General features: G+C 70.1%; 13 protein-coding genes. 5 read left to right on the top strand and 8 right to left on the bottom strand.

The features are described from left to right. The first annotated feature begins 57 nt into the window (after window positions 1-57). Window positions 58-798: a L,D-transpeptidase gene (locus tag AB0L57_RS21090; RefSeq protein ID WP_364964652.1), complete on the top strand. Its 741-nt coding sequence runs from the start codon at window positions 58-60 to the stop codon at window positions 796-798. Here AB0L57_RS21090 and AB0L57_RS21085 read toward each other — a convergent pair whose 3' ends face one another. Further along, window positions 799-1,638, bottom strand: a complete 840-nt coding sequence (locus AB0L57_RS21085; protein WP_364965059.1) for a bifunctional 5,10-methylenetetrahydrofolate dehydrogenase/5,10-methenyltetrahydrofolate cyclohydrolase — start codon at window positions 1,636-1,638, stop codon at window positions 799-801. A 206-nt stretch (window positions 1,639-1,844) separates the two neighbouring features. Here AB0L57_RS21085 and AB0L57_RS21080 point away from each other — a divergent pair, with 206 nt between their 5' ends. Together AB0L57_RS21080 and AB0L57_RS21075 are read left to right on the top strand one after the other, a co-directional pair. Further along, entirely contained in the window at window positions 1,845-2,699 is an 855-nt protein-coding gene (locus tag AB0L57_RS21080) for a YdcF family protein (protein ID WP_364964650.1), read from the top strand. A 58-nt stretch (window positions 2,700-2,757) separates the two neighbouring features. Then, on the top strand, window positions 2,758-3,579 hold the full coding sequence (locus AB0L57_RS21075) for a putative protein N(5)-glutamine methyltransferase (RefSeq protein ID WP_364964648.1): 822 nt from the start codon (window positions 2,758-2,760) through the stop codon (window positions 3,577-3,579). Between the two features lie 12 nt (window positions 3,580-3,591). On the opposite strand, the gene AB0L57_RS21070 is transcribed toward AB0L57_RS21075, so the two are convergent. The 3 genes from AB0L57_RS21070 to AB0L57_RS21060 all read right to left on the bottom strand — a co-directional run bounded on the left by AB0L57_RS21070 (window position 3,592) and on the right by AB0L57_RS21060 (window position 6,913). Then, window positions 3,592-4,098, bottom strand: coding sequence for a hypothetical protein (locus tag AB0L57_RS21070; RefSeq protein WP_364964645.1), 507 nt, complete (start codon window positions 4,096-4,098; stop codon window positions 3,592-3,594). Between the two features lies 1 nt (window position 4,099). Beyond that, window positions 4,100-5,323: a hypothetical protein gene (locus tag AB0L57_RS21065; RefSeq protein ID WP_364964643.1), complete on the bottom strand. Its 1,224-nt coding sequence runs from the start codon at window positions 5,321-5,323 to the stop codon at window positions 4,100-4,102. A gap of 369 nt (window positions 5,324-5,692) precedes the next feature. After that, complete coding sequence (locus AB0L57_RS21060; protein ID WP_364964640.1) at window positions 5,693-6,913, bottom strand: SPFH domain-containing protein; 1,221 nt, start codon at window positions 6,911-6,913, stop codon at window positions 5,693-5,695. Window positions 6,914-6,999: 86 nt separating this feature from the next. Here AB0L57_RS21060 and AB0L57_RS21055 point away from each other — a divergent pair, with 86 nt between their 5' ends. Then, the gene (locus AB0L57_RS21055; protein WP_364964637.1) at window positions 7,000-7,494 is read left to right on the top strand and encodes an NUDIX domain-containing protein; all 495 of its coding nucleotides are present in this window, start codon (window positions 7,000-7,002) and stop codon (window positions 7,492-7,494) included. 16 nt (window positions 7,495-7,510) lie between these two features. Here AB0L57_RS21055 and AB0L57_RS21050 read toward each other — a convergent pair whose 3' ends face one another. Both AB0L57_RS21050 and AB0L57_RS21045 read right to left on the bottom strand, forming a co-directional pair. After that, the gene (locus AB0L57_RS21050) at window positions 7,511-8,338 is read right to left on the bottom strand and encodes an SDR family NAD(P)-dependent oxidoreductase (RefSeq protein WP_364964634.1); all 828 of its coding nucleotides are present in this window, start codon (window positions 8,336-8,338) and stop codon (window positions 7,511-7,513) included. A gap of 37 nt (window positions 8,339-8,375) precedes the next feature. Further along, a complete protein-coding gene (locus tag AB0L57_RS21045; protein ID WP_364964632.1) occupies window positions 8,376-9,941 on the bottom strand; it encodes a succinic semialdehyde dehydrogenase in 1,566 nt (521 codons plus the stop codon). Between the two features lie 131 nt (window positions 9,942-10,072). On the opposite strand from AB0L57_RS21045, the gene AB0L57_RS21040 reads away from it, so the two are divergent. Further along, window positions 10,073-10,774: a TetR/AcrR family transcriptional regulator gene (locus AB0L57_RS21040; RefSeq protein ID WP_364964630.1), complete on the top strand. Its 702-nt coding sequence runs from the start codon at window positions 10,073-10,075 to the stop codon at window positions 10,772-10,774. Between the two features lie 4 nt (window positions 10,775-10,778). Here the strand turns inward: AB0L57_RS21040 and recD are convergent, their stop codons facing one another. Both recD and AB0L57_RS21030 read right to left on the bottom strand, forming a co-directional pair. After that, on the bottom strand, window positions 10,779-12,656 hold the full coding sequence (gene recD / locus AB0L57_RS21035) for an exodeoxyribonuclease V subunit alpha (protein ID WP_364964628.1): 1,878 nt from the start codon (window positions 12,654-12,656) through the stop codon (window positions 10,779-10,781). Next, window positions 12,653-15,991 (bottom strand): UvrD-helicase domain-containing protein, encoded by a 3,339-nt coding sequence (locus AB0L57_RS21030; RefSeq protein WP_364965057.1) that lies wholly within the window; start codon window positions 15,989-15,991, stop codon window positions 12,653-12,655. Before AB0L57_RS21030 ends, recD begins: the two co-directional genes overlap by 4 nt. Window positions 15,992-16,054: the final 63 nt, after the last annotated feature.

The raw sequence follows: 16,054 nt of genomic DNA, 5'->3' as shown, positions 1-16,054 counted from the left end.
TCATTTAGAACTAGAATCGGGGGTCTTATAACGCTCACCACCTGAGGGGGTGGAGCCATGCGAAACATGATGCGTCATGTCTTTATGGCATTCGGTATCGCTCTACTGGCCGCGTTCACCACCGGTACCGCCGCTGCGGTGACCGCGACTCCACAGACGGCATCCGTGGCCTCGATATCGCCGGCCGCGGGCGCGACGGTCGGAATCGCTCATCCGGTCACCGTTCGTTTCACCGCACCCGTCGCCGATCGCGCACGCGCCGAAGGATCCGTGCACATCGGGAATCTGCCCGGCTCGTTCGCCTGGAACGGCGATCGCGAGCTCGTCTGGACCGCCACCGGCTTCCTGCCTGCGGCCTCCCGGTTCACCGTCACCGCGGGCGATGCCCGCTCCGATTTCCGCACCGACGGCGGCACCAGCGCCGATGCGGACATGTCGGCACATACGTTCACCGTGTTCGTGCCCGGCCAGGCGCCTCGGGTGATGCCGGCGTCGATGGGCAAGCCGGGGCGTGAGACCCCGGTCGGCACCTTCCCCGTGATGGAGAAGGACCGCAGCATCGTCTTCGATTCACGCACCATCGGCATTCCGCTCGACGATCCGGAGGGGTACTACCTCACCGGTGAGTTCGCCGAGCGCCTGACCTCGGGTGGCGTGTTCGTGCACTCGGCGCCGTGGTCGGTCGGCGATCAGGGCTACGCGAATGTCAGCCACGGCTGCATCAATCTCGCGCCCGGCGATGCCGAGTGGTACTACGACAATGTGAGTGTGGGTGATCCGGTGACCACCCACTGGTGATCAGCGTGCGGCGTCGGCCGCCTCGACCACATGGCGCATCAGCAGCGCGGTGGTGACAGGGCCGACGCCACCGGGCACCGGGCTCAGCGCCCCCGCCCGGCCGTCGACCGAGGCCGCGTCGACATCGCCGACGATTCCGCCGTCGGGCCCCTCGTTGGTGCCGACATCGATGACCGCGGCACCCTCGCGCACATGGTCGGCCCCGATCAGCCCGGCCCGGCCCACGGCCGCCACCACGATGTCGGCCGCCGAGGTGACGGCGGGGAGGTCGGTGGTACGCGAATGGCACACTGTCACCGTCGCGTTCTCGGCCAGCAGCAGCTGTGCCAGAGGTTTGCCGACGACATTCGATCGGCCCACGATCGCGACGTGACGGCCGGACAGCGTGATGCCGTGCTGTTTGGTGAGTTCGACCACGGCCTGTGAGGTGGCCGGTGCGAATCCGGGCAGTCCGGCGGCCAGCAGTCCCAGCGACAGCGGGCTCACGCCGTCGACGTCCTTGGCCGCCGCGATCGCGGAGCTCACATCGTTGAGTTCCACGCCGGCCGGCAACGGGGTCTGCAGCATCACCGCGTGCACGGCCGGATCGTCACTCAGCTTCGCGAGCGCGGACCGGATCTCGTCGGCGCTCGCCGCGGCACCGAGATCGTTTGTCTCGCACTCGATTCCGAGACGGCCCGCGGCACGCTGCAGCGAGTTGACATACCATCCGCTGGCCGGATCGTCGTTCGCGACGACCAGGACCAGCCGCGGCGCGGCCCCGGATTCGGCGAGCGCGGCGGCGCGTTGTTTCGTCTCGGCGTTGAGGTCGGCGGCGAGTTGTTTGCCGGTCAGCGAAATGGTGTCCACCCGGTCACCCTATCGGTCCGCGCGGCCGCGCCGGCCGCCGCGCCAACATACTCGGGCCCCGTGCCGAGGGGGTGGATCCGGGCCCGGGACCGATTCGGGCCGTATGGTGGTCGAGGTTGTGTTCCAAACGATCGGCAACACATATGTGATCCCGCTCGCCCGGAAAGGTGACGACTTCAGTGACAATCGCCAGACGTATGACGCATCTCGCTGTCGCGGCAACGGCCGCAGCCCTGATTGCAGGGCCGACGGCCGCGACCGCCACGGCGGCCGACGGACCGGCGCCGCTCTACAATTCGGCGCAGTCGAATTTCGTCAACGGCAACGACGCCGCCGGTCTGTCCGACCTGCGCGCGCTGCTGGACAGTACGCCCGATGACGCGCAGGCCCTGGCCCTGCAAGGCATCTGGTCCGACTACACCGGTGATCTGGCGACCCGCGAGGCCGCGTTCAACCGGCTCGCCGCCATCGACCCGGAGATGGCTCAGGGCGCCCGCGGCCTGATCGGCGCGATCGGCGCCGCGGTGGGCACCCTGCCCAACCCGCTACCGGCCATCGCCGGGCCGCAGACCGGCATCGTGGTACTCGGTTACGGCCTGCTGCCCGACGGCAGTATGCGACCGGAGCTGGTGAGCCGGCTCACCGCGGCCTGGATGCAGGCCCTCGCCGCACCGATGTCGCCGATCGTCGTGACCGGCGGCAACCCGCAGAACGGCGTGGCCGAAGCCGGCGCCATGGCCGGGTGGCTGATCGGCCACGGCATTCCCGCCGCACGGGTCCTGGTCGAGGACCGCGCCAACTCCACGGTGCAGAACGCGCTGTTCAGCTCACAGATGCTGCGCGATGCGGGAGCCACCAGCGCGATCGTGGTGAGCTCGCCGAATCACATTCGCCGGGCGGTCGCCGATTTCATCGTCGCCGGAACCCGGGTGGTGGGCGCGACGACCTCGCTCGATCAGATCATCTCGCAGCTGCCGCCGCCCTCCAAGGCCGCACAGCGCGGGATCTACCTCGACGCCACTCGCACCTTCCTGCTGCCGGGGTCGCGCTAGCGGTGTGCGGCGGGCGGCCCGGCCGAATTCCGGTTGACCGCCCGCCGACAATGGGGACGTGATCGATTCCGGACCCGGTATCCCCGACGAGGCCACGATCGTGGCCACATTGCGTGCCGCGGGATGCGTCTTCGCCGAGGAGGAGGCCGCACTGCTGCGGCAGGCGGCCGCCTCCCCCGGCGACCTGGCCGATCTGGTGGCACGGCGGGTGCACGGGATACCGCTGGAGCATCTGCTGGGCTGGGTCGAGTTCCATGGACATCGGGTGACGGTGGGGCCCGGAGTGTTCGTGCCGCGCCGGCGCACGGCGTTCCTGGTCGACCGGGTGGTGGAATACAGCATGGCCCGCCCCGGTGATCGGCGGACGGTGCTCGATCTGTGCTGCGGCAGTGGCGCATTGGGGCTGGCCGCCACCCGGGCACTGCGCGCGGCCGGTGTGGCGGTGCATCTGATCGCCGCCGATATCGACCCCGCCGCGGTGGCCTGCGCACGCCGCAACCTGGAGCCTTTGGGCGGCAGGGTCTTTCGCGGCGATCTGTTCACACCACTGCCCGGCGAGCCGATCGGCCGCGTCGATCTGCTGCTGGCCAACACCCCGTATGTGCCGACCGGCATGATCACGCGGATGCCGCCGGAGGCACGCGACCACGAACCACGTGGCGCCCTCGACGGCGGTTCGGACGGGCTCGACGTGCTGCGGCGGGTCGCCACCGAGGCACGGCGCTGGCTGGCCGTGGACGGACGGCTGTTCGTGGAGACCAGCGAATCCCAGAGTGACACCGCCGCCGCGATCATCGAACGCAGCGGGCTGGCGCCGTCCATCGCACACTCGCCGCAGGACGGCACGATCGTCGTGGAAGGTACCCGCGTCGCGCTCTGACCGGGCCTGCGGTCAGAGCGAGCCGAGCCCGTGCGCGATATCGTCCGCCATCCGCAACCGGTCCTGCACGCCCGCCAGGCCGGCGTCGAGTGCGGCCGGATCGGGTTGTGTTGTGGCCCCGGCATATTCGGCCACCGCGGCCTCGATCGCCACGACACCTTCCTCGGCCTTGGCCAGCCGAGGTTCGCGGTATTCACCGCGCAGGCCCGAGATCGCGATCAGATGGTCGTCCATGGCCAGGGCGGCCTGCTCCAGATTCGCCCGCAGGGTCACCGTCACGGCGGTGTCATAGGCGGTGACCGCGTGCAGCGCCGCGATGGCGTCGCGCAGTCGGCGGTGCAGCCGGGCCTCGGGATCGTGCGACAACGCCCACGATTGCGGCGCCCGCGTCGGCACGCCCGGGACCACCTGATTCGCGAGGGTCAGCTTGTGCCGCTGCTTGTTCAGCGTCACCACGGCGAGCACCACCGCCCCGCCGACGATGAGCAGCACCACGAGCAGGAACAGCAGCAGAACCATGTCATCTCCCGGCGTGGTGGATGGTGGTGTGGTGGTGCGTCGTCGAGTCGCTCCCCCCGTGCCAGTGGCCGTAGGCGAGCACCAGGCCGATGATCAGCAGGGTCACCACGGTGATCAGCGCGGCCAGTTTCACCTTGCTCCACGGGCGCCGGCCGACCACCTCACCGGTCAATCCGTTGATGTACACCTGGAACGGCTTGTTCGCGTACATCACCGTGAGCAGCCAGATCGGCAGCAGCACATGCTTGTACGCCAGCGAGTTCCAGGTCGAGCGCAGATCGTGGATGCGCTGGCGGTCGCCACCGATGTCCTCGCGCACCGTGTGCTCGATGACCTTCTCCATCCGGCCGCGCGCCTCGGGGAACATCTGCTCGGCGTCGCGGTCGTAGGTGCGGGCCAGATGGCCGGCGACGTATTCGGGGGAATAGGTCGTGGCCTCGGCGATCGGCCAGGGCTCCAGTTCCGCGACCCTGGCCCGGTCGTCGGTGTCGTTGGCCAGCACCGGCATATCGGCGAACCGATTGCCGACCTCGCCCTCGGCCCGATACCAGCGAACCTTGGTGCGGGTCTTGGTCTCCCCGTTCTCCCGGTATCGTTCCTGATATTCCTCACCACGTTCGCCGGAGTACCAGGTGTGCACATCGGCGTCGTAGGTGAAGTAGGCGTGGTACACGCTCGCGAACGAACCCAGGCGCTTGTATTTCCGGAACGCGTTCGGCGCGAACCAACGGCTGGCGACCCAGCGCTCGACCCGCTCACGCGCCGACTTCTCATCGATGCGGAACGGGACCACCCCGTCGACCGGCAGCCGGGCGGGTGCGTTGTGCACGTCCTCGCGTTGAATCGGGGTGGCGCAGTACGGGCATCGGGTCGCGGTCAGGCTGCCGACGAACGTGGTTGTACCACCGCAGTTCTGGCACTTCACCTCACGATCGCCGGTGACCTGCGGACCGGCCGTGACCGCCTGTACCGCCCGCAGTTCGGCCATCGCGTGGCGCAGATCGCGCGCGGCGACCGGTGCGCGCGGCACCGACAGCGGCGAGTAGTTGCCACAACTCGGGCAGCGCAGTTGCTGTGTGGCGATATCGAATCCGAGCTGGCCGCCGCATGCCGGGCAGGGGTAGGTGCGGGTGAGTTCGGTGCTGTGCAGCATCGCCCGATCCCGGACGGGCGGTGGTCCGGCCAGGACACCACCGGCCGGAATCGGTGGCGACGCTACCGGCATCGGCACCCCTGGCAACGGCGGTGGCCCCGGCGCCGCCACGGCCGGGCCCGGTGGCATCGGCGGCGGGCCCGCCGGGTGGGCGTGCGGTGCGGACGGTTGCACCGGGCCACCCACCGGCGCGGCGGGTATCGGCGGCGGCGCCTGGCGTATCTGCCCCGGAGCAGGACCGTAACCATTCGGCGGGTACTGCGGTGATACCGGTCCGGGCGGTGGGCCGCCGGGCTGTCCCGGCGGCGGCACGGACGGCGGCGCGTACCGCTGTGCCGGTGGCGGATACGGCGGTGGTGGGCCCGGCGGCTGCGCCGCGGGCACGCGCCTATCCGGTTGTGGCGGAACGTGATTCATCTACTCCCCCGGTACCGACGACGATCAGCCCGCCGGCCGCGGCGGCGGCGGGGTGCCCGGCAGCGGCGGCGGTCCGCCGAACAGCGACTGCAATGCCGGTACCTGCCCGGCCGGGGTCCACGCCTGCATGCCGTTGGTCCACACGTTGGTCTGCGGGGTCAGCCGACCGCTGGAGACGAACTGCCGCAGCTCATCGAGCGGGAACGGCCCCGCGGCCTGTCCATCGAGATCGACGTGGAACTGCTGCTGGCCGGGCAACGGCGGCGGCTGCTGACCCTGCGGGTGCTGACCGTAGCCCTGCTGCTGGTATCCGCCCTGTTGCTGGTATCCGCTGCCCTGCGCGGGCGCACCCTGCGGTGCGAAACCGCCCTGCACCGTCCCCGCGAGCTGACCACCCAGCGCCACACCGATCCCGGCCTGCATGGCCGCGCCGACCGCCCCGCTGCCGGGGTTCTGCGCGGCGGCGAGCATGGCGTCGGCGGCCTGGACCTGCTGATAACGGTTGGGGTCGCGGACGTTGTCGGCGAATCCACTCGCCTCCACACCCCGCGCCACACCACGGGTCATCGCCTGCTGGATCTCCTCCGGCAGCGAGATGGTCATGGTGACCGCGTCCACGCCCAGACCGAACGAGGACACCCGCTCGGCCACGAATTCGCGCAGCTTGTCGGACAATTCGACCTGGCGGCCCTGCAGATCGATGGCGCCGAGACCGCTGGCGAGCACCATGTCGGAGAAGGCCAACGCGATATTGCGGCGCAGCAGATCGGTGATCTGCTCCATGTCGACCACACTCTCGGTACCGATCACCTGGCGCAGGAATACGGCCGGATCGAGCACCCTGACGGTCGTGGCACCGTTGGCGCGCACCTGCACCATCCGGAAGTCCGGATCGCGCACGGTCACCGGTTGTGGTGTGCCCCAGCGCAGTTCGGTCACCGGGCGGGTGTTGATGAAGTACACCTCGGAGCGGAACGGGCTGTCGAATCCGTGTTTCCAGCCCTGGAGGGTGGACATGATCGGCATGTTCTCGGTGGTCAGCGTGTAATGGCCGGGACCGTAGTGGTCGGCCAGCTGACCGCGGTAGACGAACACGGCCTGCTGCCCCTCGCGCACGATCAGCTCGGCGCCATTCTTGATCTCGTTGTCGTAGCGTGGAAACCGCCAGGCCAACGTGGTATTCGTATCATCGAGCCATTCGATGATGTCGACGAATTCGCCGCGGATCTTGTCCATCAGGCCCATGCGTAACTTCCGTCCTCCCTCGGCGCGCGTCCGCCGGGCCGAGTATGACATATCCCCAGTAGGGGCTGCCGATAGCATGAAGCCCCGTGGAACAGCACTATGTACGACGATCGGGCCGGGTGATCCTCGCCGATGCCGAGGACCGGATTCTGCTCATCGCCTACCGCGGCAACCTCGATCCGCTGTACTGGATCACACCGGGCGGCGGGATCGATGCCGCCGAGTCACCGGCCGCGGCCGCGGCCCGGGAGCTGGGTGAGGAGACCGGGGTGCGGATCAGCGCGGCCGAACTCGGCGCGCAGGTGGCGACCGCGTCGGGCCATCTCGACATCCCCGGCTGGCTGTCGGGGATGTTCCGCGAGGACTACTTCTTCCATCGCCTCGGCACCGCCGGCGCCGCACTCGACACGACCGGCCTGCTGGAGTACGAGAGCCGGTCCATCGTCGAGTACCGGTGGTGGCGCCGCGACGAGCTCGCCGGCACCGATCAGACGGTGTATCCGCTCGGGCTCATCGAGCTGCTCGACGGACTGCTGGCGGGGCGGACACCGGCCGAACCGGTCACGCTGCCGTGGCGATAGCGACGCCCGCCTCGAATCAGGGCTTGCGGCCGGTGAATTCGTCCATGGAGTGGTAGACGCCGACCTTGTTCAGGTAGTAGTCGCGCAGCTTCAGCGGCAGCAGGCCCGAGATCGCCCGGTTCAGGCGCGAGGTCCACGGCAGCACCACCAGCGGTGAACCGTTCTTCATCTCGCCCCAGGCGGTGTCGACCACCTCATCCTGGTCCAGGATGGGGGTGAACCAGAATCCCTTGGCGCCGTCGAACATCCCGGTGTTGATGTAGGTCGGGCACACGGTGGTGACCTTGACGTGCTCGTTGCCGGACTGCTCGAGTTCCAGGCGCACCGAATCCGACCAGCCCAGTGCCGCCCACTTGGAGGCCGCGTACACACTCATCCGCGGATTGGCGACCAGCGCCGCGGAGGAGGCGATGTTCAGCATGCGCGCGGGGGTCTTGTGGTTCACCATCGCGGGCAGGAACTCCAGCGCGATGTACATCGGGGCGAGCGAGTTGATCGCCATCGTCTTGTCGATGTCGCCGCGATCGTCGGTCTCCCAGAAATACCCGTTACCGCGCACGATTCCGGCATTGTTGACCAGGACATCGATATCGCCGACCTCACCACGCACGGCGGCCGCGGCGGTGGCGATCGACCCCTTGTCCGAGACGTCGACCACGTAGTGGTGCACCCGGCTCACGGCGCCCGCCGACAGCTCGGCCGCGGTCTGCTGCAGCGCGGTCTCGTTGATGTCCCACAGCACCACATCGGCGGCCTGTTCGCGTATCGCGCGCTGGGCGAAGGATTTACCCAGTCCCATCGCAGCGCCGGTGATCAGCACCCGCTTACCCGCGACCGTTTCCATATCCGTTCCTTTCCAGATGTTGCCCGAACGGGCGAGATCACTTCTGCCGCAGGGCCTTCATCACACCGAAGTACAGCGTCATCGTCTTCGCCCACAACGCCTCCGACATCCCCGGCAGCGGCGCGATCGGCAGTGCGCGCTGGACGGCGATGGTCTGGGTGTCGACGTACTTCAGCAATCCCTCCGGACCGTGCCGGCGCCCGCTACCGGAGATACCCAGTCCACCCGAGGGCGCCGCCACACTGCCCCAGGCCGCGATGAATCCCTCGTTGACGTTCACCGACCCCGCGTGGATGCGCGCGGCGACGGCGCGGGCGCGGGCCGTATCGCGACTCCACACACTGGCATTGAGGCCGTAAGCGGTGTCGTTGGCCTGCTCGACGGCCTCGTCGTCGCTGTTCACCCGGTACACCGACACCACCGGGCCGAAGGTCTCCTCGCGGTGCACCGTCATCCCCGGGCGCACGTCGGCCAGGACCGTGGGTTCGTAGAAGTACGGCCCCAGATCGGGCCGGGCACGGCCGCCGGCGAGGACCGTGGCGCCCTTGGCGACGGCATCGTCCACATGCGCGGCGACCGTGTCGAGCTGGCGCGGGAAGGTCAGCGAGCCCATCTCGTAGGAGTAGTCGAGCGCCGATCCCAGCCGCACAGCCTGTGTCGCGCTGGTGAATTCGGCCACGAAGCGGTCGTACACCCGGTCGTGCACGTAGATGCGCTCGATCGACTCGCACAGCTGGCCGGCCGAGGCGAAGCAGGCCCGCACCGCGATCTTGGCGGCCGCGCTCACATCGGCGTCCTCGAGGACCAGCAGCGGATTCTTGCCGCCCAGTTCCAGCGAGTACCCGATCAGCCGCTCCCCCGCCTGCTGGGCGATGGTGCGCCCGGTGGCGCTGGAGCCGGTGTAGTCGACATAGTCGGCGCGCGCGATGACCTCGCCGCCGATCACCGATCCGCGGCCGAGTACCGCCTGCCACAACCCCTTCGGCAGCCCGGCACGCTCGGCGGCATCGATGGCCCACAGCGCGGTGAGCGCGGTCTGATTGTCCGGCCGCGCGACCACGGCATTGCCGGCCATCAGCGCCGGCAGCGCGTCGGAGGCGGCCAGTGCGAGTGGATAGTTCCACGGCGAGATCACCGCGACCACACCCTTGGGCCGGTTGCGGACCTCGACCTGAGTGAGCACCGGCAGCACACCGCGCGGGCTGCGCGAGGCCAGCAGGCGCGCCGCCGCGGCCGCGTAGTACCGCGCGTTGACCGCGACATCGCCGACCTCGTCGAAGGCGTGCGCGCGCGATTTCCCGGCCTCGGTCTGCACGATGTCGAGGATGGTGCCCTGTTCGGCGAGGACCAGATCGTGGAAGCGGCGCAATACCGCCACCCGCTCGCGCACGGGCACCCGCGCCCAGCTCTGCTGGGCGATGCGGGCGGTCGCGAAGGCGGAGTCGATATCGGCGGTCGACGACTGCGGCAGATCGGCGATCTTCTCCCCGGTGGCCGGGGCGTGGATCGGCACCGATCCGGCCCCGCCGGCGACGGCGCGGGCCAGCAGGCGGTCCACCAGCTCGCGGGGCAGAGCCGTGGTGAGTTGCGGGGCGGTCGTCATGTCGGCCCTCTCGATCGCGGGATGTCCGGCAATTTACTGAACACCAGTGTTAGATTAACACCAATGTTAGATTAATAGGCAGATTCCGGGCGCTGTCAAGTTCGCCACGACCGATCAGGGAGGTTCCACAGATGCCGGAGGACGCGGTGGTCACTCCTCACAGCGGCACCCGCCGCGGGCGCCCCCCGCAGACGCGGGAACAGGCCGACGAGGTCCGCTCCCGGATCGTGGCCGCCACGGCGGCGGTGTTCACCGAGCACGGCTCACGCGGCCTGAGCGTGGCGCGCATCATCGACGGCGCGGGGATCTCCCGGCCGACCTTCTACCGATACTTCGCCAATGCCACCGCACCGCTGGATGTGGTGCTGACCCTGTCCAACGAGGGCCTGGTGGGCGGTATCCGCACCGCCCTGACGCGCTCGGAGGAGCCGGTGGCCCTGGGCATCGGGATCATCGACGCCTATCTGGACTGGGCGCGCGGGCACGGCCCCATGCTGCGGCCCGTCTTCGCCGAACTGCACGATCCGGCCTCACCGGTGTCCGCCTATCGCGAAGAGGCCTTCGACGACATCCGGGCTCTGGTGCGGGCCAAATTCGGTCTGCTGGGCCGAGAGGCGCCCACGGCGCTGGATCTCGACACCGCACTGCAGGTTTGCGAATTCGTCGTCTATCGCATCTCGCTGGAGGCCGCGCCGGGCGCCGAACCCGACCCGGCCGCCGTGGCCGAGGCACGGCTGACCATGATCCGCAATGTGCTGGTGACGCTGGGTCAGCGCGAGGATGTCGAACTGGCGCTGACGATTCCGGGCATCTTCGGCGCGGCGCGCCACTGAGCGATCAGCCGCGCAGACCGCTCGCCCGCAGCACCCGCCGGGAGATCCCCGCGCGGAGCGCCTCCTCGGTACCGATCACCCGCACCCGCTGCCGGGCGCGGGTGATCGCGGTGTAGAGCAGTTCCCGGGTCAGCAGCGTCGACTCCGGCCCGGGCACCACGATGGTCACCGCGCCGTACTGACTGCCCTGACTGCGATGGATCGTCATGGCATACACGGTGGTCACGCCGGGAAACTGCGTGGGGTGCACCAGATACGGCTCATTGCCACGCTGCAGGGCCGCGCGCAGACCACCGTCGGGCCCGCGCACGATGACACCGGTGTCGCCGTTGTAGATGCGTGCCTCGTGATCATTGGCGGTGACCAGCAACGGCTGTCCCGGAAACCAGTGCCCGGCAAAGGATTCGGTGCCGATCCCCGCGGCGGCCACCCAGCCTCCCGCCATCCGGTCCCACCGTTCGACACCGAACGGCCCCTGCCGGTGCGCGCACAGCAGCCGGTGGGATTCCATCGCGGCCAGTGCCGCGGCGGCCGCACCGGTCTCGGCGGCGGCCGTGGCCGCCCGGGCGGTATCGACCACATCGGCGCGCACCCCGGCGATGTCGTCGGGATCGTGCAGGGACAACTCCGGACCACCCTCGGTGAGCAGTGCCAGGGCGGTGTCGGCGTCACCGGCGCGCACCGCGACCGCGAGGTCGGCGATCCGCCCACCGAAACGACGGCCGCGGGTGAGCCGGATCATGCCGCCTCGCAAGCGATCTCGTTCCCGGTCGCTGAGGTCCTCGGCCCCCGATGCGACGGGCTCGGCGCCGAGAATCGTGGCGAGCACCGGATTCGGGGGCCCGAGTATGGGTCCCGCGACGAGGTCGGCGAGGACCGCTCCGGCGTCCACCGATGCCAGCTGATCCGGATCGCCCACCAGGACCAGCCGGGCATCCGGGCGGATCGCCGGCAGCAGCCGGCTCATCATCGTCAGCGATACCATCGAGGTCTCGTCCACCACGATCACGTCGTAGGGCAGCCGGTTGTGGGCGTGATGCCGGAACCGGGTGGTACCACCGCGCTGCCAGCCCAGCAACCGGTGCAGCGTCGCGGCCGTGAGCTCCGGCAGGTCCAGGTCGGCGGCCTGTTCCCGGACCGATTCCTGCAGGCGCGCAGCGGCTTTCCCGGTCGGCGCGGCCAGCGCCATGCGCAGTGGCGCGGTGCCGGGTATCGCGCGCTGGTGGGCGGCCAGCAGCGCCAGGATCCGGGCGATGGTGTGGGTCTTGCCCGTTCCCGGGCCGCCTGCGATCACGGTGGTCCAGCCGGTGGCGGCGACAGCGGCCGCGATGCGCTGCCGATCCGGTGCCGCGCCGGGCCCGCCGGTCCCGGGGAACAGTCGGTCCAGCTCGCGGCGGACGGTCGCGGGATCGACCATCGGATGCCCGCCGGCACGGTCGGCGAGCGCCTCCCGGATGGTCTGCTCCTGCCGGTGGTACCGGTCCAGATAGAGCAACGGGCCACCCGCCGACTCGACCAGCCGCAGCGGGCGCAGCGGACCGGCCGGGCCACCGCACACCAGCGGGCTGACGCGCAGCGCCGCGCACAGGGGTTCCACCTCCGGCCAGGGCAGCAGCGCCGGATCGATCGGTTCGGTGTCACCGAGGTCGAAACCCTCACCGTCGACACCGATTTCGTGCATTCTCCGTAGTTCCAGGCACACCGATCCGGACCGCACGGCGCGCACCGCGAGCGCGGCGGCCAGCAGCACCTGCTCACCCGCCTCCCCGCCCAGCCGGCCCAGCCGCAATGCCACGTGCACATCGGCCGCCGACAGCACGCCCGCGGTGTTGAACGTGCGCAACAGACCGGTCGCGCGCTGCGCGAGTTCGATCGCCGTCATCGTGTCCGGCCTCCCGCCAGCAGATCCGACAGCGCCACCACGAGCTCCACCGGCGGATCCCAGTCGAACACCCCGTGGCCGGCCGGTGTGGCCGGGCCGATCATCGCGCGCACGAACAGGTAACGGACCCCGCCCAGATGACGAGCCGGGTCGTAATCGGGCAGTCGCCAGCGCAGATACCGGTGCAGCGCGGCGGAATACAGCAGCGCCTGCAACGGATAGTGCGAGCGCGCCATCTCTTGCGCCATCCGCTCCCGGGTGTAGTGCGCGACGGTCAGATCACCGGACCCGAGCCGGTTGGTCTTGTAGTCGACGACGACGAAACGTGGTCCGGCCGTACGCAAGACGGCATCGATACTGCCGGTCAGATAGCCCTTCAGCGCGATGTCGTCGAGCAGCTCCACCGCATCGGCGTACGCGGCGAACGGATCGTCGGCGCGCAGGTGGGCACGTAACAGATCGGCGATGCGGCGCAGACCGACCCGCTGTGCGACCGGATCGTCGCCACCGGCGAGCGGCAGTTCGAATTCCAGCTCGTTGAGCCGGTCGCGGGACGCGATGTCGGCGAGGGCGACCGGATCGATCGGGGTGCGCAACACCTCGACCAGGGCACCAGCGAGCTCATCGGGATCGATATCGGCCATCAGCTCGGTGACCGCGTCCACACAGCGCACACGAACCTCGGCGACCAGATCCTCAGCGTCGGTATCGACCAGCTCGAGAACGCCGTGCACGAGGGTGCCGAAGTCGGCGCCGTAGGGCAGGCCGTTCATCAACGACGGTGCCGCCTCGGCGAATTCCGTACCGGGAGCGGTATCGGTGTCGAATTCCGGTGCGGGAGTGTGCGGTTCGTCGGTGCCGCCCGGAACCGGCTCCGCGGCCTCGGCCTCGGCGGGTGCCAGCTCGTGTGCCGAGGCGGTGAGCGCCGAATACGACGTCCGGCGCCACTCGTGATCCACGGACCGGTCGAAGCGGGCGGCGGCCAGCTCCGCACCGCCGTCTCCGCCGCGCTCGGAGCGCAACCGCACCTGCTCGGTCGCGCGCACCGGTTCGACATCGATCAGCCCGGGTCCAGCCGCGGCGGCCCAGTCCCGCAACTGCCGCAGCACCAGCGGATCCGCGGCGACCTCACTGCGTCCGGGTACCTCGGCGGCACCGGGCGTGCGGCCCAGGATCATCCGGTGCAGCGGTGCGGCCGCGGTGCCCCAGGCCGGTGCCCACCAGGCCACCACCTGGCACTTCGCACGGGTCAATGCCACGTACAGCAGCCGCAGCTCCTCACCCGCTTCCTCGGCCTCGCTGTGGCGCTTGTGTTCGGCGTAGCCGGGCGCCTCGGGGCCACCCACGTCGAGCACCCGCTCGGAGCCGTCGTGGAACAGCAGGGTCGCCGGGTTCGGGTTCTTCGCGCCGTCCCATGCGAAAGGCAGGTAGACGATCGGGAATTCCAGGCCCTTGCTGGCGTGGACGGTGGCGATCTGCACCGCGGCGGCGTCACGGTCGAGGCGGCGACTGCGTCCGGCCACGGTGCCCGAGGCCGGATCACGCACCCGATCGGCCAGCCAGCGGGTCAAGGCGGTGAGCCCCAGCGACTCCCGGGTGGCCACCTCGTCGAGCAGCTGGGCGATATGACGCAGATCGGTCAGCCGACGCTCACCGCCCGCGGTGCTCAGCAGCCGTGGTGCCGGGCGGGCCTGCGCCGCGAGCCGATCGAACACGGCCGCGAAACCCGATCGGGCGAACAGCCGCGCGGCATCGCGCAGCTGCGTGCTGAGCCTGCCCACCAGATCCGCACCGCCGGAGTCGATGTCGGCGGCGGTGTGGCCCAGCAGTGGAGTGGTCGCCGCCAGCCGCACCCGATCACCACGATGCGGCTGCTCCAGCGCCCGCAGCACCCACAACCAGTCGGTGGCGCTGCGGGTGGCGAAGACGCTCGCGCCACCGGCGAGCACCGAGGCCACGCCGGCACGGTCCAGTGCGGCGCGCACCAGATCGATCTGCGCGCGGGTGCGCACCAGTACCGCGATATCGCCCGGTCCCAGCTCCGTTCCGTCGACCCGCATGCCGGATTCGAGGGTGCGCACGATATCGGCGGCGACATCGGCGGCGATGCGGTCGCGTTGGCGGCCGACCACGGGAAATCCGCTGCCGTTGAGCGCACCGGCGCCCTGGCGGGGAAACAGCCGCAGCCGCAACGGGATCGGCGCACCGTCGCGGATGCTCAACCGGGTGTGCGGTCGCACCGCGCGCACCGCAGGCACCGTGATACCGCTGTGCCCCAGTGCCGCACCGCCGAAGACATGGTGCAGCGCTGCGAGCAGGCCGGCATCGCTGCGCCGGTTGGTATCCAGTTCACGGCGCGCACCGGCCAGTGCGACGGCGTCGAGGTAGCTCAGGACCTCCGCACCCCGGAACGCGTAGATCGCCTGTTTGGGATCGCCGACCAGCACCAGCCTGGTGTGGGTGTGGAACACCCGCCGCAGGATGTCCCACTGCAGCGGGTCGGTGTCCTGGAACTCGTCCACCAGGGTCACCGGGAAACGCTCCCGGATCCGGCGGCAGGCACGCTCGCCGTGGTCCGGGTCGGCGAGAATCTCGTGCAGCAGCACCAACTGGTCGTCGAAGTCGCGCAATCCCGAAAGCCGTTTGCGTCGTTCCACTTCCGCGCGTACGGCGTTGGCGAAGGCCGCCGCCTCCGCCGCGGGGTGATCGCCGAGTTCGTCGCCGGGCACCAGCCGCGCGCGGCGGTCGGCCACCGCGGCCGCGGCCAGGGTCACCGCCTGCCGGATCGGCATCGGCGCACCACCGCGCGCGTAACGGGACAGATACAGATCCTCCGCGACCGTGGCCACCAGATCCTCGATGCCCTCCACGAGGCGCACCCGCGGATCGTGCTCCCCCGCGATGCCGAGCTCGTCGAGCATGCGCTGGCAGAATCCGTGCGTCGTGGAGATGGTGCCGGCGTCGAAGTCCGACAGCGCCGCCACGAGCCGGCGCCGCCGTGCGCTCACCTCCGCCTCGTCGCCGGTGGCCAGGTACGCGGTCAGCTCGTCGGTGGCCCGGGCGGCGGCCGGATCCTCCAGTGCCGCCGCGACCGCGACGAACCGCTCGCGGGTGCGTTCGCGCAATTCCTGGGTCGCGGCCCGGCTGAAGGTGACCAGCAACAGTTGCGAGATGTCCACGACGCCCTCGGCGACGAAGCGCACCGCGAGCCCGACGATCGCGTAGGTCTTCCCGGTTCCGGCGCTGGCTTCCAAGACGGTGGTGCCGGTGGGCAATTCGCCGCACAGATCGAACTCGGCCGCGGTATGCCCGGCGCCCGCCGCCGGGGCGAACAGCTCGGCGGGGCCACCGGATTCGCCCGGCGGTCCCGAATGTGCGCGCCGTCGCCGCGGCTGCGG

It is taken from the genome of Nocardia sp. NPDC052254 (assembly GCF_040679495.1).
GTDB lineage: Bacteria > Actinomycetota > Actinomycetes > Mycobacteriales > Mycobacteriaceae > Nocardia.
The sequence above is the reverse complement of the archived record's forward strand: the minus strand, read 5'-3'. Positions and strand labels throughout refer to the sequence as shown.

Bases quoted from the DNA above. Each gene is read 5' to 3' on its own strand.
- AB0L57_RS21090 (WP_364964652.1), top strand. From the start codon at position 58: ATGCGAAACATGATGCGTCATGTCTTTATGGCATTCGGTATCGCTCTA.
- AB0L57_RS21080 (WP_364964650.1), top strand. From the start codon at position 1,845: ATGACGCATCTCGCTGTCGCGGCAACGGCCGCAGCCCTGATTGCAGGG.
- AB0L57_RS21070 (WP_364964645.1), bottom strand. From the start codon at position 4,098: ATGGTTCTGCTGCTGTTCCTGCTCGTGGTGCTGCTCATCGTCGGCGGG.
- AB0L57_RS21065 (WP_364964643.1), bottom strand. From the start codon at position 5,323: ATGCCGGTAGCGTCGCCACCGATTCCGGCCGGTGGTGTCCTGGCCGGA.
- AB0L57_RS21060 (WP_364964640.1), bottom strand. From the start codon at position 6,913: ATGGGCCTGATGGACAAGATCCGCGGCGAATTCGTCGACATCATCGAA.
- AB0L57_RS21050 (WP_364964634.1), bottom strand. From the start codon at position 8,338: ATGGAAACGGTCGCGGGTAAGCGGGTGCTGATCACCGGCGCTGCGATG.
- AB0L57_RS21045 (WP_364964632.1), bottom strand. From the start codon at position 9,941: ATGACGACCGCCCCGCAACTCACCACGGCTCTGCCCCGCGAGCTGGTG.
- AB0L57_RS21040 (WP_364964630.1), top strand. From the start codon at position 10,073: ATGCCGGAGGACGCGGTGGTCACTCCTCACAGCGGCACCCGCCGCGGG.
- recD (WP_364964628.1), bottom strand. From the start codon at position 12,656: ATGACGGCGATCGAACTCGCGCAGCGCGCGACCGGTCTGTTGCGCACG.